The sequence below is a fragment of the Gordonia oryzae genome (assembly GCF_003797185.1).
Classification (GTDB): Bacteria; Actinomycetota; Actinomycetes; order Mycobacteriales; family Mycobacteriaceae; genus Gordonia; species Gordonia oryzae.
On record NZ_RKMH01000005.1, the window covers coordinates 203,878 to 225,121 of the forward strand.

General features: G+C 66.3%; 17 protein-coding genes and 1 pseudogene. 14 read left to right on the forward strand and 4 right to left on the reverse strand.

Annotated features, from left to right (window positions below):
- The first annotated feature begins 48 nt into the window (after positions 1 to 48).
- From EF294_RS08310 to EF294_RS08365, 12 genes and pseudogenes are all read left to right on the forward strand, one after another.
- On the forward strand, positions 49 to 228 hold the full coding sequence (locus tag EF294_RS08310; protein WP_006371433.1) for a tautomerase family protein: 180 nt from the start codon (positions 49 to 51) through the stop codon (positions 226 to 228).
- A complete protein-coding gene (locus EF294_RS08315) occupies positions 225 to 1,811 on the forward strand; it encodes an anthranilate synthase component I (protein ID WP_123928070.1) in 1,587 nt (528 codons plus the stop codon). Before EF294_RS08310 ends, EF294_RS08315 begins: the two co-directional genes overlap by 4 nt.
- Complete coding sequence (locus EF294_RS08320) at positions 1,804 to 2,568, forward strand: TIGR02234 family membrane protein (RefSeq protein WP_123928073.1); 765 nt, start codon at positions 1,804 to 1,806, stop codon at positions 2,566 to 2,568. Before EF294_RS08315 ends, EF294_RS08320 begins: the two co-directional genes overlap by 8 nt.
- Before the next feature lie 110 nt (positions 2,569 to 2,678).
- On the forward strand, positions 2,679 to 3,497 hold the full coding sequence (gene trpC, locus EF294_RS08325) for an indole-3-glycerol phosphate synthase TrpC (protein ID WP_123928076.1): 819 nt from the start codon (positions 2,679 to 2,681) through the stop codon (positions 3,495 to 3,497).
- A 61-nt stretch (positions 3,498 to 3,558) separates the two neighbouring features.
- On the forward strand, positions 3,559 to 4,935 hold the full coding sequence (gene trpB / locus EF294_RS08330; protein WP_123928080.1) for a tryptophan synthase subunit beta: 1,377 nt from the start codon (positions 3,559 to 3,561) through the stop codon (positions 4,933 to 4,935).
- Complete coding sequence (trpA, locus tag EF294_RS08335; protein WP_123928083.1) at positions 4,932 to 5,753, forward strand: tryptophan synthase subunit alpha; 822 nt, start codon at positions 4,932 to 4,934, stop codon at positions 5,751 to 5,753. Before trpB ends, trpA begins: the two co-directional genes overlap by 4 nt.
- An 80-nt stretch (positions 5,754 to 5,833) precedes the next feature.
- A pseudogene (lgt, locus tag EF294_RS08340) lies at positions 5,834 to 7,111 on the forward strand (prolipoprotein diacylglyceryl transferase); the annotation flags it as partial.
- Between the two features lie 226 nt (positions 7,112 to 7,337).
- Positions 7,338 to 11,909, forward strand: a complete 4,572-nt coding sequence (gene gltB / locus EF294_RS08345) for a glutamate synthase large subunit (protein ID WP_123928086.1) — start codon at positions 7,338 to 7,340, stop codon at positions 11,907 to 11,909.
- Positions 11,902 to 13,407 (forward strand): glutamate synthase subunit beta, encoded by a 1,506-nt coding sequence (locus tag EF294_RS08350; protein WP_123928089.1) that lies wholly within the window; start codon positions 11,902 to 11,904, stop codon positions 13,405 to 13,407. Before gltB ends, EF294_RS08350 begins: the two co-directional genes overlap by 8 nt.
- Positions 13,408 to 13,606: 199 nt before the next feature.
- Positions 13,607 to 15,040: a pyruvate kinase gene (gene pyk, locus EF294_RS08355; RefSeq protein ID WP_123928091.1), complete on the forward strand. Its 1,434-nt coding sequence runs from the start codon at positions 13,607 to 13,609 to the stop codon at positions 15,038 to 15,040.
- A gap of 294 nt (positions 15,041 to 15,334) precedes the next feature.
- Entirely contained in the window at positions 15,335 to 16,213 is an 879-nt protein-coding gene (locus EF294_RS08360) for an acyl-CoA thioesterase (RefSeq protein WP_123928094.1), read from the forward strand.
- A 546-nt stretch (positions 16,214 to 16,759) separates the two neighbouring features.
- Positions 16,760 to 17,005: a hypothetical protein gene (locus EF294_RS08365; RefSeq protein ID WP_123928097.1), complete on the forward strand. Its 246-nt coding sequence runs from the start codon at positions 16,760 to 16,762 to the stop codon at positions 17,003 to 17,005.
- Between the two features lie 89 nt (positions 17,006 to 17,094).
- On the opposite strand, the gene EF294_RS08370 is transcribed toward EF294_RS08365, so the two are convergent.
- On the reverse strand, positions 17,095 to 17,799 hold the full coding sequence (locus EF294_RS08370; protein ID WP_123928100.1) for a DUF998 domain-containing protein: 705 nt from the start codon (positions 17,797 to 17,799) through the stop codon (positions 17,095 to 17,097).
- A gap of 170 nt (positions 17,800 to 17,969) precedes the next feature.
- On the opposite strand from EF294_RS08370, the gene EF294_RS21375 reads away from it, so the two are divergent.
- Both EF294_RS21375 and EF294_RS08375 read left to right on the forward strand, forming a co-directional pair.
- Positions 17,970 to 18,119, forward strand: a complete 150-nt coding sequence (locus EF294_RS21375; protein ID WP_185090990.1) for an FAD-dependent oxidoreductase — start codon at positions 17,970 to 17,972, stop codon at positions 18,117 to 18,119.
- Positions 18,120 to 18,327: 208 nt separating this feature from the next.
- Positions 18,328 to 18,807, forward strand: a complete 480-nt coding sequence (locus tag EF294_RS08375) for an FAD-dependent oxidoreductase (RefSeq protein WP_246007761.1) — start codon at positions 18,328 to 18,330, stop codon at positions 18,805 to 18,807.
- A 23-nt stretch (positions 18,808 to 18,830) separates the two neighbouring features.
- On the opposite strand, the gene EF294_RS08380 is transcribed toward EF294_RS08375, so the two are convergent.
- The 3 genes from EF294_RS08380 to EF294_RS08390 all read right to left on the reverse strand — a co-directional run bounded on the left by EF294_RS08380 (position 18,831) and on the right by EF294_RS08390 (position 21,111).
- Entirely contained in the window at positions 18,831 to 19,151 is a 321-nt protein-coding gene (locus tag EF294_RS08380) for an SDR family oxidoreductase (protein ID WP_185090991.1), read from the reverse strand.
- Positions 19,152 to 19,338: 187 nt separating this feature from the next.
- Positions 19,339 to 20,283, reverse strand: coding sequence for an MBL fold metallo-hydrolase (locus EF294_RS08385; protein WP_123928108.1), 945 nt, complete (start codon positions 20,281 to 20,283; stop codon positions 19,339 to 19,341).
- Between the two features lie 3 nt (positions 20,284 to 20,286).
- Positions 20,287 to 21,111 carry an SDR family oxidoreductase gene (locus tag EF294_RS08390; protein ID WP_246007753.1) on the reverse strand — a complete coding sequence of 275 codons (825 nt, stop codon included), beginning with the start codon at positions 21,109 to 21,111 and terminating at the stop codon, positions 20,287 to 20,289.
- Positions 21,112 to 21,244 lie beyond the last annotated feature (133 nt).

The following is a 21,244-nucleotide window of genomic DNA, read 5'->3' on the forward strand; positions in this document are numbered from 1 at the left end:
TGGGAGAATCGGGGCGGACACTCATTTGACGAAAGGTGGCGACCACTCATGCCATTGATCCAGATCTCGCAGACCCCCGGGCTTTCGGACCGGGTGAAACGCGAGACCATCGCGGCGGTGACCGAGGCATATGCGCGGGCCACCGGCAAGAGCCCGGATTCGGTGTGGGTCACCATCAACGAGATCCCGCGCACCCAGTGGGGCGTGGGCGGCGAGCCGCTGGGATGAGTACACCCGCGATGACCACCTCCACCCACGATCATGCGGCGGGTTCGGCCACGACCAGTCTGGCCGAGTTCCTGGATCTGGCCGCCGACCATCGTGTGGTGCCGGTGACCCGCAAGGTCCTCGCCGATTCGGAGACCCCGCTGTCGGCGTATCGCAAGCTCGCAGGCGACCGTGCGGGCACCTTCTTGCTCGAGTCCGCCGAGAACGGGCGTAGCTGGTCGCGGTGGTCGTTCATCGGCGCGGGTGCGCCGTCGGCGCTGACCGTTGTCGACGGCAAGGCGAGTTGGTGGGGGGCGGTTCCGTCCGGTGCGCCGGTCGACGGTGACCCGCTGACGGTGCTGGCCGAGTCGCTACGGCTGCTGGCCACCGATCCGCTGCCGGATATGCCGCCGCTGACCGGGGGCTTCGTCGGGTTCATGGCATACGACATGGTGCGTCGGCTCGAACGGCTTCCCGAGACCACTACCGATGACCTGCACTTGCCGGATCTGATGATGTTGCTCGCGACCGACCTGGCCGCGGTCGATCACCATGAGGGCACGATCACCCTGATCGCCAACGCCGTCAACTGGGACGGTTTGGACGAGCGTGCCGAGCAGGCTTACACCGATGCCGTGGCCCGGCTGGACACGATGACCCAAGCTCTCGCGGCGCCGGCGCCGTCAACGGTGTCGCATTTCGACCGGCCCACTCCCGATTATCGGGTGCAGCGCAGCCGCGAGGAGTACCACGAGATCGTGCGCGATCTCGTTGGCGATATCGAGGCGGGCGAGGCCTTTCAGGTAGTGCCGTCGATCCGGTTCGAGATGGACACCGCTGCCGACCCGCTCGACGTCTATCGCGTGCTGCGTTCGTCCAATCCGAGCCCGTACATGTACCTGCTGCGTATCCCGGGAATCGAGTCCGATCCGTTCACGATCGTCGGGTCGAGTCCCGAGGCACTGGTAACCGTGCAGGACGGCTGGGCGACGACGCATCCGATCGCCGGCACCAGGTGGCGTGGATCGACCGAGGAGGAGGATCAACTGCTCGGGAAGGATCTCCTCGCCGACGAGAAGGAGAACGCCGAACATCTGATGCTCGTCGACCTCGGACGGAATGATCTCGGTCGGGTGTGTCGTCCCGGCTCCGTGAAGGTCAGCGATTACCGACACATCGAACGCTATAGCCACGTCATGCACCTGGTCTCGACGGTGTCGGGTGCGTTGCGGGCGGACAAGCACGCCCTGGACGCGGTGACGGCCTGCTTCCCGGCGGGGACGCTCACCGGCGCGCCCAAGGTGCGGGCGATGGAGCTCATCGACGCCCACGAGCGTACGCGCCGCGGCCTGTACGGCGGCATCGTCGGTTATCTCGACTTCGCCGGCAACGCCGACACCGCGATCGCCATTCGCACCGCGTTGATCAAGGACGGCACCGCCTATGTGCAGGCAGGCGGCGGGGTCGTGGCCGACAGCGATCCCGACTACGAGTACAACGAGGCCCGCAACAAGGCGACCGCGGTGCTCAATGCGGTCGCCGCCGCCTCGACGATGCGTCGGGTCTCTGGCGGCGCTGCCGAAGGTGGGCCGACAAGTGAGTGAGCAGGCCCCCGGTCCGACGACACCCGACGCCGCCGACCCGGCCCGCAGGTCCCGGCGGATCAAGGTGATCGCCGCGATCCTGATGGCGTTGGGTGCGTTGGCGTTCTGGTCGGCCTCGCGTGTGACGTGGGCGACCGTTTTTGCCGGTGACGGTATGTCGCCGGACCGATACCTACCGGTCAAGGGCGCCGACTGGAGTCCGTGGCTGACGCCGCTGGCGTTGGTGTTGCTCGCGGCGATCCCTGCGGCGTTTTCGCTGCGCGGGTGGGGATTGCGGATCGTGGCGGTCCTCGTCGCCGCGGGCGGACTGCTCGCCGCGTTCCCGGCGCTGTCGCTGCTGACCAGCAGTTCCGATTCGCTGTACGCGGCACGGGCGATCGATCTGTCGGATCGGTACGTCGTGCGGCTGACGACCAACCACGGCTGGGTGTCGGTGATCGTGTTCGCGGGGACGGTGAGTTGTGTCGCGGCCGGTGTTCTGTTGCTGCGTTCGGCTTCGGGGGCGGGGATGTCGAGCAAGTACCGGACACCTGCCGCACGCCGCGACGAACTCGAGCGCGAGATCTTCGCCGAGCACGAGCGACGCAAATCGGCCGGCGGTGCAGGGACCGAGCCGGCCGGCGGGCACATCGGTCGGGAGGGGACCCACGCGGCGGCCGACGGCGAGGACGCGGCGCGTATAGAACCGCCACACGCGAACGAACGCATGATGTGGGATGCCCTCGACACCGGGATCGACCCGACCGAACAGCGCTGATCGCTGCGGTGCTCGGCGTGACGTAGGACTCGGCGGACCCGCGCATGGGCCTGCGGGAACCCCGGTCTACCCTGGTGAGGGCAAGGAGCGTGGAAAGGGAACCAGCTGTCGTGAGCACGCCGAACGTCCTCGATTCGATCATCGAGGGAGTCAAGGCCGACGTCGCCGCGCGCGAAGCGGTCGTCGATTACGCGGCCGTCAAGGCGGCCTCGGTCCAGGCGCCCGATCCCAGGGACGTGATGGCCGCGTTCCAACAGCCTGGCATCGGAGTGATCGCAGAGTGCAAGCGTGCCAGCCCGTCGAAGGGCGAGCTCGCGACCATCGCCGACCCAGCCGAACTTGCGCGTGCCTACGAGGACGGTGGCGCCCGGATCATCAGTGTGCTCACTGAGGAGCGGCGCTTCCGCGGGTCGCTCGCCGATCTCGATGCCGTCCGCGCGGCCGTGAACATTCCGGTGCTGCGCAAGGATTTCATCGTCGGGCCCTACCAGATCCATGAGGCGCGCGCACACGGTGCCGACATGATCTTGCTGATCGTCGCGGCCCTGGAGCAGAATGTGTTGGCCTCGTTGCTCGATCGCACCGAGAGTCTGGGCATGACGGCTCTGGTCGAGGTGCACACCGAGGAAGAGGCCAATCGCGCGCTGGAGGCGGGCGCCTCGGTGGTCGGCGTCAACAACCGCAATCTCAAAACTCTTGAGGTCGATCGCGACAACTTCTCGCGAATCGCTCCGGGCTTGCCCACCAAGGTGATTCGTGTCGCCGAGTCGGGTGTGCGCGGCACCGCCGACCTGCTGGCCTTCGCCGGCGCCGGCGCCGATGCGGTCCTGGTGGGCGAGGGGCTGGTCACCAGTGGCGACCCCCGAACCGCGGTGGCGGAGCTGGTGACCGCTGGCACCCACCCGTCCTGTCCGAAACCCGTTCGCTGACAACGGTCTCCGGCTCCGGCCGAGGCTGTGGACGCGCGTATGTGATGCAGTGAGGTGTCCCGTGACGACCGATCAGAGCAGCGGCACCGACGCCGCCCCGACCGTCCTGCCCACGGCCAGTCAGGGAGTGGCCACCCGCACCTCCCTTGAGCCCGACGCCGGGGGACATTTCGGTGTCTACGGTGGGCGGCACGTTCCCGAGGCGTTGATGGCGGTCATCGACGAGGTGACCACCGCCTACGAGAAGATGCGCACCGACGACGATTACCTCGCCGAACTCGACCGGCTGCAACGTGACTACGTCGGTCGGCCCTCGCCGCTCTACGAGGCCACACGTTTGTCCGACGATGCCGGCGGCGCACGGGTGTTCCTCAAGCGCGAAGACCTGAATCACACCGGTTCCCACAAGATCAACAACGTGCTCGGTCAGTTGTTGTTGGCCCGCCGTATGGGCAAGTCGCGCATCATCGCCGAGACCGGTGCCGGTCAGCACGGGGTCGCTACCGCCACCGGGTGTGCCCTGTTCGGTATGGAGTGCATCGTCTACATGGGGCGCGTCGACACCGAACGCCAGGCGCTGAACGTGGCGCGGATGCGTCTGCTCGGTGCGACAGTAGTGGCGGTGGAGAACGGCTCGGCGACCCTCAAGGACGCCATCAACGAGGCGCTCCGCGACTGGGTCACCAACGCGCACAACACCTATTACTGCTTCGGTACCGCCGCGGGGCCGCATCCGTTCCCGATGCTGGTGCGCGATCTGCAGCGCATCGTCGGCCTCGAGACCCGTGCGCAGATCCTCTCGCACACCGGCCGGTTGCCCGACGCGGTGGTGGCCTGCGTCGGCGGCGGCTCGAACGCGATCGGTGTGTTTCACCCGTTCATCGACGATGCCGATGTCCGACTCGTCGGGTATGAGGCCGCAGGCGACGGGGTCGAGACCGGTCGGCATGCGGCGACGTTCACCGGTGGTTCACCGGGCGCCTTCCAGGGCGCCTTCTCCTATCTCCTGCAAGACGAGGATGGCCAAACCATCGAGTCCCATTCCATCTCGGCGGGTTTGGACTATCCCGGGGTCGGCCCCGAGCATGCCCATCTCAAGGACATCGGTCGGGCCGAGTATCGACCGATCACCGACACCGAGGCGATGAATGCACTGGCATTGCTGAGCCGGCGGGAAGGGATCATCCCGGCGATCGAGTCAGCGCATGCGGTGGCCGGGGCATTGCAACTCGGCCACGAACTCGCTCGCACCACACCGCGCGGGGCACAGGCCGGTACCGAAGGCGCGCCCATCATCGTCGTCAGCCTGTCCGGTCGCGGCGACAAGGACGTCGACACCGCCGCGGAGTGGTTCCAGCTGTTCGATCCGCCTCTTTCGGAATCCGAGATGCAGTCTGAATCTGTAGCGGCCCAATCAGATCCGAGGGAGACTCGATGACTGTGCCGACTGTCCGACACGCTGGAGCCGCCAACCTCTCGCCGGTCTTCACCCGATGCCGTGAGCAGAGCCGTGCCGCTCTGATCGGCTATCTGCCCGTGGGCTATCCGACGGTGGCCGGGTCGGTGGAGTCGTTTACCGCCATGGTCGAGGCCGGGTGCGACATCATCGAGGTCGGCGTGCCCTACTCGGATCCGGTGATGGACGGGCCGACGATCCAGGAGGCCGCCGATCTTGCACTGGCAAACGGGGTGCGGGTGCGTGACGTGTTCACCGCGGTCCGGGCGATCGCCGAGGCCGGCGGGCAGGCCGTCGTAATGAGTTACTGGAATCCCATCCTCGCCTACGGTGTCGAGCGGTTCTCCGCCGATCTCGCCGAGGCCGGGGGAGCCGGACTGATCACTCCCAACCTCATCCCCGAGGAGGGTCATAGGTGGCACGAGGCCTCCGATGTCCAGGGACTGGACCGCATCTATCTGGTCGCACCGTCGTCGACCCCGGAGCGGCTGGCTTACACCGTCGATGCGTGTCGCGGTTTCGTCTACGCAGCCTCCACGATGGGAGTGACCGGCGCTCGCACAGCGGTGTCGAACGCAGCCCCTGAGCTCTGTGCCCGGATCCGCGAGCACTCCGACATTCCGATCGGGGTTGGTCTCGGTGTCCGCAGTGGCGAGCAGGCTGCCGAGATCGCCTCGTATGCCGACGGTGTGATCGTGGGTTCGGCCCTGGTGACCGCGGCACAGGCCGGGCAGGCTCGGCTACGGGAGCTCGTAGGCGAACTTGCCGACGGCGTCGCCCACCCGAACCCGCCGAGGTGACCCGTACACGTGGGGTCCGATCGGACGAACCCACCGGGTGGTGCGATCGTGTGCCTCAGATGGTCCGTTAGGGTGAGACCGTGACCGCGCCGACGACGACGTTGCTCGCCTACATCCCCAGTCCGCCACAGGGGGTCTGGCATCTCGGGCCGGTCCCGTTGCGCGCGTATGCGCTGTGCATCATCCTCGGCATCATCGTCGCGGTCTGGTGGGGGGATCGCCGATGGGTCGCACGCGGCGGCCAGCCCGGTGAAGTCCTCGACATAGCCATCTGGGCGGTCCCCTTCGGTCTGATCGGTGGCCGTATCTATCACGTCCTCACCGACTGGTCGATCTATTTCGGCGACGGTGGAAAGTCCCCGATCGACGTCGTCAAGATCTGGGACGGTGGTCTCGGAATCTGGGGTGCGGTGATCCTTGGTGCGCTCGGCGCCTGGATCGGTGCGCGCCGTCACGGTATCCGGTTGCCCGCGTTCGGCGATGCCATCGCGCCCCCGATCCTCCTCGCCCAGGCAATCGGGCGGCTGGGCAACTACTTCAACCAGGAGCTCTACGGCCGCCCGACAACGGTGCCGTGGGGGTTGGAGATCTACGAGCGCACCAACGGCATTCAGACCGGACCCAACCTGATCAACGGGACCTCGACCGGCCAGGTGTACGAGATAGTCCACCCCACCTTTTTGTACGAGTTGGTGTGGAACGTGCTCGTGGTTCTGGTGCTCGTGGCGCTGGACCGGCGATTCCGCATCGGTCACGGCCGACTGTTCGCGCTGTACGTGGCCGGCTACTGCGCGGGCAGGTTCGTCGTCGAACTCCTGCGCTCGGACACCGCGTACACCTTCATTGCCGGCATCCGCATCAACGTCTTCACCTCTGCGCTGCTGTTCGTGTGCGCGGCGATCTACTTCGTCGTCGCCACCAAGGGCCGTGAGCGGGGTCTGCAGATGTATCACCCTGACCGTGCCGAGGAACTCGAGGCCCTGGGTGTCGTCGGCTACGTCGACGACCGGTACCCGGACGACGACGTCGATGACGAGCGCGAGTCGGAGCCCGACGAGGACGACCTGTTTGACTCCGACGGCGAGATGACCGATGTAGGCGACGACAGCACCGTGACCGAGGTCATCGACAAGGGCATCGCCGAACACGACGAGGAAACCGCCATCGACCCGGATCTCGACAATGCCGCCGACAGCGCTCCCGATGCCGCCGACAGCGCTCCCGATGCCGCCGACAGCGCTCCCGATACCGCCGACAGCGCTCAGCCTGACGCCGACAGCGCTCAGTCTGACGCCGACAGCGCTCCCGATAACGCCGACAGCGCTCAGCCTGACGCCGACAGCGCTCCCGACTCAGCCAAAGACACCCCACACACCAACTGACGGGGTTCGGCAGCTGACCGGATTCGGTGTTTGAGCCGGTTCGGATCACCTCGCCATCACGGGCACCCCGTTGGTTGGTCGGTTACAGTGGGATTTCACGGTTTGCGGCAGCCCATATCCGCGACCCCACGTGCTCCACGGGCCAGCGCTGTCCCAGAGGACATCATGCATGTGATTCGTCACGAATCCGGTGGAGGTATTGATGCTGTTTTCGGCGCTCCCTGCCAAGCAGGGCCTGTATGACCCCGAGGCTGAGGTCGATTCCTGTGGTGTGGCAATGGTCACCGACATCCACGGTCGTCGCTCACACTCGATCGTCTCCGACGGGTTGCTGGCGCTGGAGAATCTGGAACATCGTGGCGCGGCCGGCGCCGAGGCCAACAGCGGTGACGGTGCAGGCATCCTGATTCAGTTGCCCGACGAATTGCTGCGCGCCAGTGTTGATTTCGAGCTTCCTGAGCCGACTGCGTCGGGCGACAACAGCTACGCTGCGGGCACCTGCTTTCTGCCGAGGGACCAGGACTTGCGCTCGACGGCGCTCGCACGGTTGACCGACCTCGCGTCCGCCGAGGGCATCACTATCCTCGGCTGGCGCGAGCTCCCGGTCGACCCCGACGGCGCCGACATCGGTGATACCGCGCTCGATTGCATGCCGCACATGGCGCAGCTGTTCGTCACCGTCGATCCCGGGCCAGGAGTCACACGCATCGGTGGCATCGACCTCGACCGGGCCATCTATCCCTTCCGTAAGCAGGCCGAGCGGGTGACCCCGGAGATTGACGCCGAGGGCACCGGTCTGTATTTCCCGTCGCTGTCGAGCCGCACGATCGTTTACAAAGGCATGCTCACCACGATGCAACTGCCGCTGTACTACCCGGATCTGCGCGACGAACGGTGCATGAGCGCGATCGCCATCGTCCACTCGCGCTTCTCGACCAACACCTTTCCGTCGTGGCCGCTCGCACATCCCTTCCGATTCGTCGCCCACAACGGCGAGATCAACACCGTGCGCGGCAACCGCAACCGAATGCGCGCGCGGGAGGCTCTGCTGGAGACCGACCTGATTCCCGGCGACCTCACGCGCGCGTTCCCCATCTGCACGCCGGAGGCGTCCGACTCCGCATCGCTCGACGAGGTGCTAGAGCTGCTGCATCTCGGCGGACGCAGCGTCGCCCATGCGGTGATGCTGATGGTCCCCGAGGCGTGGGAGAACGTGCCGTCGATGGATCCCAAGCGACGTGCCTTCCTACAGTTCAACGGCTCTCTCATGGAGGCGTGGGATGGACCGGCATGTGTGACCTTCACCGACGGCACCGTCGTCGGAGCGGTTCTCGACCGCAATGGCCTGCGTCCGGGACGCTGGTGGCAGACCCGCGACGGTCGGGTGATCCTCGCCTCTGAGGCCGGAGTCCTCGACGTTCCGGTCGACGACGTCGTGTCCAAGGGTCGCCTCGAGCCGGGCACGATGTTCCTCGTCGACACCGCCGCCGGTCGGATCATCCCCGACGAGGAGGTCAAGGGCGACCTGATCAACGCCGAGCCCTACGACGAATGGCTGCACGCCGGACTGCTCGACATCACGACGCTGCCGTCGCGACCGGTCTACACACCGAATCACGACACCGTGGTACGTCGACAGGTTTCGTTCGGATACACCGAGGAGGATCTGCGCGTCCTGCTCACACCGATGGCGGCCTCCGGCTATGAGCCGCTTGGCTCGATGGGTACCGACACCCCGGTTGCGGTGTTGTCCAAGCGTTCCCGCCTTCTCTACGACTACTTCGTCGAACTCTTCGCCCAGGTCACCAACCCGCCGCTGGACGCTATCCGTGAGGAGATCGTCACCTCGATGGCCCGCGTCATGGGGCCCGAGCAGAACCTGTTGCGCCCCACCGCGGCATCGTGCCGACAGATCTTGCTGCACTGGCCGGTCATCGATAACCACGATCTCGCCAAGCTCGTCCACATCGACGACGACGGCGACAACCCCGGGTTGTCGGCCAAGGTACTGCACGGGCTTTATGAGGTCGCCGATGGTGGTCCGGGATTGGCTGCGGCACTGGAGGATCTGCGGTTGCGCGCCAGCCAGGCGATCGCCGAGGGGCACCGGACCCTGGTGATCTCCGACCGCCACACCGATCGCGAGCACGCGCCGATTCCGTCGTTGCTGGCCACCTCTGCGGTGCACCACCACCTCGTCCGCACCAAGGAACGCACCAAGGTCGCGCTGGTCGTCGAGTCCGGCGATGCCCGCGAGGTCCACCACATCGCCCTGCTCATCGGATTCGGTGCGGCCGCGGTGAATCCGTATCTCGCACTGGAATCGATCGAGGATCTGATCGCGCAGGGCGAGTTGATCGGGGTGGCCACCAGTAAGGCCATCCGCAACTATGTCGAGGCACTCGGCAAGGGCGTGTTGAAGGTGATGAGCAAGATGGGCATCTCCACCATCAGCTCCTACACCGCTTCGCAGGCGTTCGAGGCCGTCGGCCTGTCCTCGGAAGTGGTCAGGGAGTACTTTACCCGGACGGTCTCCCGCATCGAGGGTGTCGGCCTCGACGAACTCGCCGAGGAGGTCCGGATGCGCCATCATCGCGCGTTCCCGGAGAACCCGACCGAGCAGGTCTATCGCCGGCTCGAAGTGGGCGGCGAGTATCAGTACCGCCGTGAGGGTGAACTGCACGTGTTCACTCCGGAGACGATCTTCCTGCTGCAGCACGCCACCAAGACCGGCCGCGACGATGTGTTCCAGAAGTACTCCGACGAGGTCGACCGCCTCCAGCGCGAGGGCGGCACGCTGCGCGGTCTGTTCGAACTCGATCTCGCTGCGCGCGAACCGGTCCCGCTTGAGGAAGTCGAGCCGGCCGAGGAGATCATGAAGCGCTTCAACACCGGCGCAATGAGTTACGGCTCGATCTCGGCCGAAGCCCACGAGACGATTGCGATTGCGATGAACCGCATCGGCGCACGGTCGAACTCCGGGGAGGGCGGCGAGGACGTCGACCGGCTCTACGATCCGGAGCGACGCAGCGCGGTCAAACAGGTGGCGTCGGGCCGGTTCGGTGTCACCAGTGATTATCTGATCAACGCCACCGACATCCAGATCAAGATGGCGCAGGGCGCCAAACCCGGTGAGGGCGGACAGCTTCCGGCGTACAAGGTGTATCCGTGGATAGCCAAGACCCGCCATTCGACTCCGGGTGTGGCACTGATCTCGCCGCCGCCGCATCACGACATCTACTCGATCGAGGATCTCGCCCAGCTGATCCATGACCTCAAGAACGCCAATTCGCAGGCCCGCATCCACGTGAAGCTGGTCAGCGCAGTCGGCGTCGGCACTGTCGCCACCGGTGTGTCGAAGGCGCATGCCGACGTCGTGCTCATCTCTGGTCACGACGGCGGCACCGGGGCGTCGCCGCTGACCTCACTCAAACATGCCGGCACGCCGTGGGAGATCGGTCTGGCAGACGCGCAACAGACGTTGATGCTCAATGGTTTACGCGATCGAATTACCGTCCAGTGCGACGGCGCGCTGCGCAACGGCCGGGATGTGATCATGGCTGCGTTGCTCGGTGCAGAAGAATACGGATTCTCCACCGCGCCGCTCATCGTGACCGGCTGCGTCATGATGCGTGTGTGTCATCTCGACACCTGTCCGGTGGGTGTGGCCACCCAGAATCCGCAGCTGCGCGCGCGCTTCAGCGGTCAGGCCGAGCACATCGTGAACTTCTTCCGGTTCATCGCCGAGGATGTGCGGAAGTATTTGGCGCAGTTGGGATATCGGACGCTCAACGAGGCGGTTGGTCAGTCGCAGCGATTACACACCGATGCGGCAGTCGCGCATTGGAAGAGTAGGGGCCTTGATCTCAGCCCGATCTTCCGTCGGATCGAGGACAAGGGTCCGACGCGTCGGGTGCGCGACCAGGACCACGGACTCGGCAAGGCGCTCGACCAGACGCTGATCTCGCTCGCCGAGGGCGCGCTCGAGGACGCACACCCCGTCACCCTGGAACTGCCGGTACGCAATGTGAATCGGACGGTGGGCACGCTGCTCGGCGCCGAGGTCACCCGCCGCTACGGTGCCGCCGGCCTCGCCGAGGACACGATCACCGTCGAGCTGACCGGCTCGGCCGGCCAATCCCTGGGCGCGTTCCTGCCGCCGGGAGTGACGATCAAGCTCAGCGGCGACACCAATGACTACGTCGGCAAAGGCTTGTGCGGCGGCAAGATCGTGGTGGCGCCGCACCCCGACGCCTGGTTCATTGCCGAGGATCAGGTCATCGCGGGTAACACCATCCTCTACGGCGCGACCTCCGGGCAGGTCTATCTCCGCGGCCGTGTCGGCGAGCGGTTCTCCGTGCGCAACTCGGGCGCCACCGCCGTGGTCGAGGGCGTCGGCGACCATGCCTGCGAATACATGACCGGTGGTCGGGTGGTGATCCTCGGCGCAACCGGCCGCAACATGGCGGCCGGCATGTCCGGCGGGATGGCCTTTGTCTACGACCTCGATCCCGCCAAGGTCAACATGGCGATGGTCGAGCTGATGCGCCCCGACCCAGACGACCTGCGCTGGCTTCACGAGCACATCACCATCCACACCGAGCTGACCGGGTCGGCGATCGGGGCGTCGATGCTGGCCGACTGGCCGCGACGGTGTCTCGCGTTCACCAAGGTCATGCCCACCGATTACAAGCGTGTCCTCGACGCGGCCCAGATGGCCGAAGCCGAAGGGCGCGACGTTGATTCAGCGATCATGGAGGCGGCACGTGGCTGATCCGAGGGGATTCTTGGAGGTCTCGAAGAAGGAGGCCCGATATCGGCCGGTTGCCGAGCGCATCGGCGACTGGGGCGATGTCTACGAGCACGCCGACAAGCCGCTCACGGTGCTCTCCGAGGTGAGTGATCAGGCCCGGCGATGCATGGATTGCGGTATCCCGTTCTGTCACTCCGGAACCGCGGGCTGCCCGCTGGGCAATCTCATCCCGGAATGGAATGACCTCGTCCGACGTGGACGATGGGACGCGGCGAGCGAACGCCTGCACGCGACCAACAATTTCCCGGAGTTCACCGGAATGGTGTGCCCGGCCCCGTGCGAGGCGGCGTGTGTGCTGTCCATCTCGGAGGCCACCACCGGCGGCAGCGTCACGATCAAGCGAATCGAGAAGACGATCGCCCGCGAGTCCTGGACCGAGGGCATCATCAGGCCCGAGCCGCCCGCCCTCATGACCGGCAAGTCGGTCGCCGTGGTCGGCTCCGGACCGGGCGGTCTGGCCGCCGCCCAGCAGCTGACCCGTGCCGGCCACGACGTCACCGTCTACGAGCGTGACGACCGGCTGGGTGGGCTGCTGCGTTACGGCATTCCCGAGTACAAGTTGCAGAAGTCCGACATCGACCGCCGTATCACCCAGATGCGTTCAGAGGGAACTAAATTCGTCACCAGTTGCAACGTCGGCACCGACCTGTTGGTGTCGGATCTGCGCGAGCGCCACGACGCTGTCGTTCTCGCGATCGGTGCGATGGCTGCCCGCGACAACCCGGTACCCGGCCGCGACCTCAACGGTGTGCATCTCGCGATGGAACATCTGGTTCCGGCGAACCGGGAATGCGAGGGAGACGGAGAATCACCGATCACTGCCAAGGGCAAACACGTCGTCATCATCGGTGGCGGAGACACCGGTGCCGACTGCCTCGGCACCGCGCATCGGCAAGGAGCGGCCTCGGTGGTTCAACTCGACTACAACCCCGAACTGCCCTCCGATCGCGACGACGCCCGGTCCCCGTGGCCGACCTGGCCACTGGTGATGCGTACCTCCAGCGCGCACGCCGAAGGCGGCGAGCGCAAATATCAGGTGGCAGTGCAACGATTCGTCGGTGACGAACACGGCAACGTCACCACGATGGTGCTCGCCGAAGTCGCCGTTGTCCGCGAACCCGACGGCCGACGGGTGATCACGCCGGTCGGTGAGGAGTTTGAGATCCCCTGCGAACTGGCGCTTTTCGCGATCGGATTCGAAGGTGTTGAACGAGGGCCGTTACTCGACGGGCTTGAACTCGCGCCCAACGGACGCGGCGCGTTGTCCTGCGGCAGTGACTGGCAAACCGGCACCGACGGGGTATTCGTCTGCGGTGATGCGCACCGCGGTGCGTCGTTGGTGGTGTGGGCGATCGCCGAAGGTCGTTCGGCGGCAAGGTCGGTCGACGAATACCTGATGGGTGCTTCCGATCTCCCGTCACCGGTCCGCCCGTCGGCGCTACCGCTTTCGGTGCGTTGACAATTGGCCGGGCCGCCGTCGCGATCACGACACAGCCGTCGGGCGGCGCGCCCGGAGCGTGACCCCGATCGGGCTGAACAGAATGAAACGGTGGCGCCGCCACTGACCTCGGGGGAGTGGACGAACGTCCTATGGCCGGGTGATGGCCAGTAGCCGCCAGCGATAGAGATGCTGATCCGACACGACTAAGGTGAGCACCGTGACACGTCGTACCAAGATCGTCTGCACCCTGGGCCCCGCCACCAACTCCGAGGAGCGTCTCAAAGAGCTCGTCGAGGCGGGCATGGATGTTGCTCGACTCAACTTCAGCCATGGCAGCCATGAGGACCATCGCACCGTCTACGAGCGTGTGCGTCGCGCGGGCGATGCCGCGGAGAAGGCCGTGGGCATTCTCGCGGACCTACAAGGTCCCAAGATCCGACTCGGCAAATTCGTCGACGAAGGGGCACTCAATGGACAGGTCATGTGGGCCACCGGAGAAGAAGTCCGCATCACCGTTGACGACGTCGTCGGCACCCACGACCGCGTCTCGACGACCTACAAACAACTCGCCGAAGACGCCGAAGCCGGAGACCGACTCCTCGTCGACGACGGCAAGGTCGGGCTGAAGGTCACCGCCATCGACGGCAACGACGTCGTCTGCGTGGTCACCGAAGGCGGTCCGGTCAGCAACAACAAGGGCTTGAACCTGCCGGGTGTCAAGACCTCGATCCCCGCCCTGAGTGAAAAGGACATCGCCGACCTCGAGTTCGCGCTGCAACTCGGCGTCGACCTCGTCGCACTCTCCTTCGTTCGCACCCCGGCCGACATCGAACTCGTCCACGAAGTGATGGACCGCGTGGGTCGCCGCGTCCCGGTGATCGCCAAACTGGAAAAGCCCGAGGCCATCGACAACCTCGAAGCCATCGTGCTGGCCTTCGACGGAGTCATGGTCGCCCGCGGTGACCTGGGCGTGGAACTACCGCTCGAGCAGGTCCCCCTGGTCCAGAAAAGAGCCATCCAGATGGCCCGCGAGAACGCCAAACCGGTGATCGTGGCTACTCAGATGCTCGACTCGATGATCGAGAACTCCCGGCCCACCCGCGCCGAGGCCTCCGACGTCGCCAACGCCGTCCTGGACGGTGCCGACGCAGTGATGCTCTCCGGCGAGACCTCTGTCGGCAAGTGGCCGATCGAGACAGTCCAGACGATGACCCGCATCTGCGTGGCCGTCGAAACCGGCTCACGCGATGTACCGCCGCTCTCCCACGTTCCCCGTACCAAACGCGGCATCATCTCCTACGCCGCCCGCGACATCGGCGAACGGCTCGAGGTCAAGGCAATGGTGGCCTTCACCCAGTCCGGCGACACCGTCCGCCGACTGGCACGGCTGCATTCACGTCTGCCGCTTCTCGCGTTCACACCCACCCAGGCCGTACGCAGCCAACTGGCCCTGAGCTGGGGAACCGAGACCTTCATCGTCGATCACGTCGACTCCACCGACCACATGATCGACCAGGTCGACCACCACCTGCTGCGTATCGGTCGGCTCAAGGACGGCGACGTCGTCGTCATCGTCGCCGGCGCGCCGCCCGGCACCGTCGGATCGACCAACATGATCCATGTGCACCGGATCGGCGAACAGGACCACTGAGTTGTTGGCGCGGACTCCGTCCGCGCGTGCTCATCGGGCCTGAGGCACCACGCCTTCCTCCTCATCGCATTGTCGCTTCGCTCCGCGCTCTTGGTCGTGCAGGCGTGGCGCGCCCGGTGAGCGGGGGGGTGAGCCGCCTGACGCGGGCCCACCCCCTGTCGTACGGGCACGCCTGGTGAGCGGTGGGTGAGCCGATGACGCGAGCCCACCCACTCGTTGAGCCGATGTTGCGCAGGTCTGCCGCGCCACGGTCCCGGTGGCCACCGGGCACGCCGGGGTCCCTAGTCTGTTCGCATGACTGCGGACCCCACCAGCGACCTCGGCAAGCTGCTCGAACTGCTCGACGTCGAGCAGCGCGACGCCGATGTGTTCATCGGGCAACACCCCGAGCAGAAGACGGCGCGCACCTTCGGTGGGCAGATGCTCGGTCAGGGTGTCGTGGCGGCAGCCCGCACCCTGACCCGTGGTACTCCGCCGGTCCATGCTCTGCACGCGCACTTCATTCGCGGCGGCGACGTCAACGAACCGATGCAGTACCACGTCGACCGGTTCCGCGACGGCAAGTCTTTTGCAAACCGTCAGGTCACCGCCAAACAGAAGGGTGAAGAGATCTTCACCATGCTGGTGGCATTCCAGGACAACTCGGCCGGTCTGGAACACGCGGTGGAGATCCCGCAGGTGCCTTATCCGGAGGAATTGCCGCCCCTCGGTGAGCATTTCAAGGGTTTCGAGGACCGGATTGCGACGTTCGTCGACGCACTGCACCCGATCGATATCCGGTTTGCCAACGACCCGTCGTGGAAGATGCGTGAAGCCGGGGAAACGCTGCGCGACAACCGCGTGTGGATGAAGACCGACGGCCGGATGCCCGATGAGCCGATCATGCATGTGGCCGCGATGTGTTACGCCTCCGACACCACCGTCCTCGATTCGATCATCACCACGCACGGCTTATCGTGGGGCATCGACCGACTTTTCGCGGCCACCGTGAATCATTCGATGTGGTTCCACCGAGACTTCCGCTTCGACGAGTGGATGCTCTACGCGACGCGGTCCCCGGTGGCGACCGGATCGCGCGGGATGGGTTCGGGGCGGTTCTGGATGCGGGATGGAACACTGGCCACCTCCGTCGTGCAGGAAGCGCTCATCAAGTACTTCCCGCCCAAGAAGTAGCGCGCGCCGATCCGCGGGAGAACGCCCACGCACTCCCGAGGCGCGTCCGACCTTCGTCTTCGGCGTACCGGGTCTGGCAGAAGGTCCGGGCCGGCGCCGAGGAAACCGGCGCCGAGGAAACCAGCCCAGTCACGAAGAAGCTGGGAGCCTGGGCGATGAGGAACGGTGCCGCGGCCGCATCGGCCCATCTCGACGGCCGTACGCCCAACGCGATCGACGTCGCCCGGCATACGCTCGCCGACCCGCGCTCGTCCTGAAGCAGGTGCGGTCGGCGATCGGTATGAACCACCGCACCGTCGTCGGATCGGGTGCCGCAGCGATTCCGCCAGAGGTGCTGCCGCTCTTCCTCTGTCTGGGAATGCCGGTGCTGGAGGTGTGAGGAATGTCGGCGACCCACCGGAGGTTCCACGATGACCTCGCCGGTGAACGTGAGGATCGGTACGGGCGGTAATCCGGTGTCGGATGTCGAGGTCACGCGCGCCGACGACGGGGAACTGCTGACCCGGGTACCGGTGGTCATGGTCGGCTATCGAAACTCCGCCCGACATGACAGCCGAGACGATCGACGCCGACGGGTGGTTGGCCACCGGCAACGTGCGGATCGTCGACAGCACGAAGAACTCATCGTCAACGGGGTCCGGAAAGAACACGTCGCCCAACAACATCGGGAACGCGCTGAAGACGCCGTCGTCGCTGATCGGTCAGGTCGTCGCGATCGGTGACGCCAAGCCGCTTGTGTCGGCGCTCGTCGTGGTCGATCCCGACACCGCGCCGCCCGCGCGACGGTACTGAACACGCCCGACGCCGTAGCCCGCACCCCCCACGATGGAAGTTGCGGTGCAAGCCCTCGCCGACGAGTACGCCGAGCACATCGACTCGCTCTACGCCGCAGACACCGGTGACGGTGTGATCGACCTTCGCGCAGCGGCCACCGCAGCACCCCACACCACCAGATACAGCGTCATGCCGCCGATCTGAATGCGTTGCGCGAGCCCCAGCAGCCAATCCCCGGACAGGTTGTCGGCGGCCAACATCCACACCGTCGCGACAGAGATCACCACCAGGATCGTCAGGCCGAGCAGACGCAGCACCGGCCAGATCGACGTCCGCCACGCCGCGACCACCCCGAGGATCATCGCAATGAAGATGGCGAACACCGCCACACTGCTGGTGAAGGCGTGGATGTGATGTAGTTGGGGCAGCAGCCCACTCGGCTCCGACGGACAGTTCGGGTCGACGTGCGGAATGCAGTCGATGGGCGACAATGCGTCGGTGATGGTCGACACCCCGAACGCCGCAAGCGAGACGAGCGCGCCGCGGGCGAAGCCGCCGGCCACCACGGGACGAGGAACGAACGCCAGCACCCCGGCAAGCATGGCGCACACCGCGGTGATGACGTCTCCGTACACGTAGACCAGGCGATGCGGGCGGTGCTCCGCGTCGAGTTCACTCATAAAGCTGCGCAGCGGATCCAGAGGCGAGGCCCAGAAGAACTCCAGCACCCACGACGAGTAACAGATGCCTGCGGCGGCGATGAGAATGCCGACGACGATCAAGCGCGGCGACAGCTCCCGGACAGACAGCACCTCGTCAGGTTATGTCATCGGTGTTCACCCCCCAGCGACGCCACGTTCGCCCTACCCATGCACCGGCATCATCCACATCGACGATGTGATCCGAGTCACTGCCGGTCACATTCTCGGACCGCCTGGTGTCTCGGGTAAGTCAGATCCCCGGAAGTAGAGGAATGAGAACCATGAGTGAACAACGCAGCACGGTGGTGGTCGTCGGTGGCGGGTACGCCGGCACGATGGCAGCCAGCAGACTCGCCGCAGAATCCTCGTTCGATGTGGTGATGGTGAATGCGCGAGACCACTTCGTCGAACGTATCCGGTTACATCAATAGGCGTCCGGCACCGCCACGCCCACCCGCGACTTCGAGACGCTGCTCTGCGCACGCGTCCGCCGCATCGTCGCCACCGCGGAACACATCGACGGACCCGGACGACTGGTCGGCCTCGACTCGGGCGGCCGGCTCGACTACGACTGGCTGATCTACGCCGTCGGCAGCTCCGGGCCGTGCGGCGATCGAGGGTGCCGCCGACCACGCCCACCTGGTCACCGACTGGGAATCGGCCACCCGCCTGCGCAACCGGCTGGCAGAGCTGCGAGGCGTCGGCCGCGTCACCGTCGGCGGCGGCGGCTTGACCGGGATCGAGACCGCCGCCGAACTCGCCGAGGCCGGTCACCGGGTCACCCTCGTCACCGCCGACGAGATCGCCTCCAACCTGTCCGTCCGTGGGCGCGAGCGGACACGCCGCGCGCTCGATGCTCTCGGCGTCGTGTGCCACGAGCACACCCGGGTCGAACGCATCGGCGCCACAGCGGTGACACTCGTTCACGCAACGGGCGAGATGCAGGTCGGCGAGATCGAGGTCAACGGGCTGCCGGGATTCACCGTGGCGGTGTCCGACGATCCGGGTGTGATCCTGTGGCTCGATGTGGTCGACGGTCTCATCCGGCACGTCTTCGTCATGCGGAATCCGGCCAAGATGGCGGCGGTGCGTACGGTACGGGAGATCTCACGTCACTGAGGTGGCGCGTGCACATCTGCGGTTCAGGCGACATGCCGGTCGGCGGAGTGGACGTCGTGCAGTTGTCCGGCCGGGTCGACGACCATGATCACCGGCCCCATCGTGGTGGCGGCGCGTTCGATCAGTGCCTCGATCTGCGTCGGATCGGCCGGATCGCAGACGACCGCCCAGACCTGGTCGTGGACGGCGGCGTCCACATAGGAGACGAGATCGCGCGTGTGGCGCCCCGCGACCACCGCATTGCGGCCCGAGCGCAAAACCTGATCGATGACGGTGCGCGACCGCGGCGAGCCGTCGGTGACGACGAGGACAGTGTCGGTGAAGGAGTGCTTCGCAGTGTGCATACCGATCATCACACTGCGCGCAGCTGGGATGGCGCCGCGATCGCGCTGGCAGTTGGCTGAATGGCGCGCGGTGGATCGCCAGCGTGGTGCATTCGGTGATACGAATCCGCCGCGCCGGCGGGATCGAAGGTTTTACCCGACGCGCCTATGCCGACCGGTACAGCGAGATGACGTGCATGGGTGCCGCTTAGGTGACAACCCACGACATGGTCGATAGCGCGCCGGACCGGGTGTCCGTCTGAGCGTCGCCCGTGTGACGCCCGGTCTGTTCGTCGGCGATCGCGGTCACCGCGCCCGCGTCGAGGAGTCGTTCGAGGTGCAACTGTGCGGTCCGGCGCTCCACCGATCGCACCCACGGCGCCTCGACATGTGGGCGATACACCAGCCGGTGTGCCACGATCTCGTCGAAAGTCCTTGGCTGTCGCAGGAACTCGAGTAACCGTTCCTCGCGCTCGAGGATCCGATGACGGTAGGTGGCGAGTCGGATACCGAACTCGGAACGTCCGGTCACCACACCCTTGTGGTGGAAGGTTCCGTACCAGCGGGCGTCGATCTCGCCGACCCGGTCTATGGAGGCGAGGAAGTCGTCGAGACTGGACCCGAGATCGCCGTACATCGGTCCGAACGACGTCAGGTCGATGTCGGCGACGTAGAGAAACCCGGCAGGCTCGATCAGCACGCCGCAGTGACCGGCGGTGTGTCCGGGCAGGTGGATGACCGTTGCGGTCTGGTCGCCGAGGTCGAAGGTGTGGCCGTCGGTCACACCCACGACGCCGTCACGCACGGCCGGCAGGTGGTAGTCGTCGGTCATCACCGTGGTCATCGCGTCGCGGAGATCCGGCTCGAGCCCATAGCCGGCGATGAGGGTGTCGAGCGAGCCGACGGCGGCCGCGTCGTAACGGTGGGCGAAGGTGTCGGCGGTGAAGTGCCGCAGCCCGGCGATGTGGTCCTCGTGCGCGTGACTGATCATCACCGCGTCGGCGCCGACGGGGTCGTCGTCGAGGGCGAGTGACGGATCGATCACCAGCACCGCGTCCGATCCGCGGACCACGACGGTGTTGCCGTACGGTACGACGCCGCCGTTACCCGCCGTCAGGACGTCGACCGGCCCGAAACGGTTGACGGTGTACACCTCTCAGCCCTGCGCGGCCACGGTGGCAACCACGCCGCCGTCCACGAGTAGGTCGGTGCGGGGGACGAACGACGATTCGCGGCCGAGGAAGGCGGTCGCGGCGGTGATGTCGGGTGCGGTGCCCACCCGTTCGGTGACCGAGCCCTCGATCATCGATCGCATCGTCTCCGCGCTGGCGTCGGCGAGCTCCTGGCGGCCCATCGCCGTGGCGATCACCCTGGGAGAGATGCTGTTGATACCGGCGCTGCGGGCGCTCCAGCTGCGGGCCGCCGCGCGCCCGCGGATGTGGTTGGGCTGCTGGGCGATCCCATTGGCCAGATCCGGCGTCGAGGCGACGTCAGCGTGCAGGAAACCCCAGCCGAGCAGATCCGGTGCGGCGGTGGCGGCCACTGCCGCGGCCTGATCGGCCCGCAGCGGCCCGAACACGTGTCCTGCCATGCTCGCGATCACCACACCCGCATCGCCGGGGTCGGCGACTCCGTCGACGATGTCTAGCGACAGGGCGACCCGAGGAGCTCGACTCGAAGGATCGCCTCCGGGCTCGCGTGCACCGGCGACACACCGACTGTGTGGACGACCTGGTCCACAGCGCCGAGCCCGGATGCGTGCTCGGCCGGCGCCCTCAGCGAATCCGCCGCCGCCCACGTCCACCGGAAAGCCGGAAACGTCACACCCTTTGCCGTCGAGGCCGTCGAGGCCGTCGACCCGCACCTCGAGAGCGGTCGCATCGGCATCGGCGAGTCGGACCTGCCGCCCGCAGCCCTGCCGACGCGCGATCACCACACCCCTGCCCTCGGTTCCGACGACGACCAGCACGTTGCGGCTCATTGCAGACCTTCTCACCGTTGACGTCAGATCACCTGACGCCGCCGAATCTTCCGGTTCTGGGCGGGGATGTCAAGGGCGCATACCACGGGCGATATTTCCGACCGTGGAACCTGCCGCGACCCCGAGGGCGTTG

Bases quoted from the DNA above. Each gene is read 5' to 3' on its own strand.
- EF294_RS08360 (WP_123928094.1), top strand. From the start codon at position 15,335: ATGACTGCGGACCCCACCAGCGACCTCGGCAAGCTGCTCGAACTGCTC.
- EF294_RS08390 (WP_246007753.1), bottom strand. From the start codon at position 21,111: ATGAGCCGCAACGTGCTGGTCGTCGTCGGAACCGAGGGCAGGGGTGTG.
- EF294_RS08380 (WP_185090991.1), bottom strand. From the start codon at position 19,151: ATGCACACTGCGAAGCACTCCTTCACCGACACTGTCCTCGTCGTCACC.
- EF294_RS08365 (WP_123928097.1), top strand. From the start codon at position 16,760: ATGACAGCCGAGACGATCGACGCCGACGGGTGGTTGGCCACCGGCAAC.
- gltB (WP_123928086.1), top strand. From the start codon at position 7,338: ATGCTGTTTTCGGCGCTCCCTGCCAAGCAGGGCCTGTATGACCCCGAG.
- EF294_RS08315 (WP_123928070.1), top strand. From the start codon at position 225: ATGAGTACACCCGCGATGACCACCTCCACCCACGATCATGCGGCGGGT.
- EF294_RS08310 (WP_006371433.1), top strand. From the start codon at position 49: ATGCCATTGATCCAGATCTCGCAGACCCCCGGGCTTTCGGACCGGGTG.
- EF294_RS21375 (WP_185090990.1), top strand. From the start codon at position 17,970: ATGAGTGAACAACGCAGCACGGTGGTGGTCGTCGGTGGCGGGTACGCC.
- trpA (WP_123928083.1), top strand. From the start codon at position 4,932: ATGACTGTGCCGACTGTCCGACACGCTGGAGCCGCCAACCTCTCGCCG.